This window comes from Streptomyces beijiangensis (assembly GCF_017315755.1).
Classification (GTDB): domain Bacteria; phylum Actinomycetota; class Actinomycetes; order Streptomycetales; family Streptomycetaceae; genus Streptomyces; species Streptomyces beijiangensis.
The window spans coordinates 1-604 of sequence record NZ_JAFLRJ010000890.1; the positions used below are offsets into that span (position 1 = coordinate 1).

General features: G+C 72.7%; 1 protein-coding gene and 1 pseudogene. Both read right to left on the reverse strand.

Annotation, left to right across the window (positions count from 1 at the left end):
- A partial coding sequence (locus J0695_RS39695; protein WP_206969698.1) for a hypothetical protein occupies window positions 1-360 on the reverse strand: 360 nt, incomplete at its 3' end.
- Window positions 361-407: 47 nt separating this feature from the next.
- A pseudogene (locus J0695_RS39700) lies at window positions 408-604 on the reverse strand (ABC transporter ATP-binding protein); the annotation flags it as partial.

Consider the following 604-nt stretch of genomic DNA (forward strand, 5'->3'; position numbering starts at 1 on the left):
CCTGGATGTGTTGGCGGTACGGCCGGCCGCGCGACGCCGGGGCGTCGGTTCCGCTCTGTGGGCGGCGGTGCGCGAGGAGCTGGCGGCGGCCGGCCGTACCGCCAACACATCCAGGAAAGCGGTGTGTTCATTGCCCGGCTCGTCCGAGAGGAGCACGGAGGCCACCCCGTCGAAGTCACCCGCCACCCGGTGCGTGGCGCGCCCGCGCATCGCCCCGATCCGCAGCCGGCCCGCCGTCTCGGCGGGGCCCTGGACGGGGACCCCCGCAGGGAGATCGTGGGACTGGGCTTCGGTGACGGTGCGGTGCCAGGCGGCTATGTCGGCGCCGGACAGCGGCGTGGAGAGACTGGTGATCGACATACGGGCGAGCGTAGACCCGGCCCCCACCCGGGGGCCGGGCTTTTCCCCTACGCCGCCGCCGCGTTCTCCGTAACCGTGACCTTGCCCTTGCGGATCGTGGCCAGCCGCGGCGCCCGCCGCGCGAGCGCGGTGTCGTGCGTGACCATGATGAAGGTCAGGCCGTGCTCCTTCCACAGCCCTTCCAGTACGTCCATGATCTCGTCCCGCATCCCCTCGTCGAGGTTGCCGGTGGGCTCGTCGGCGA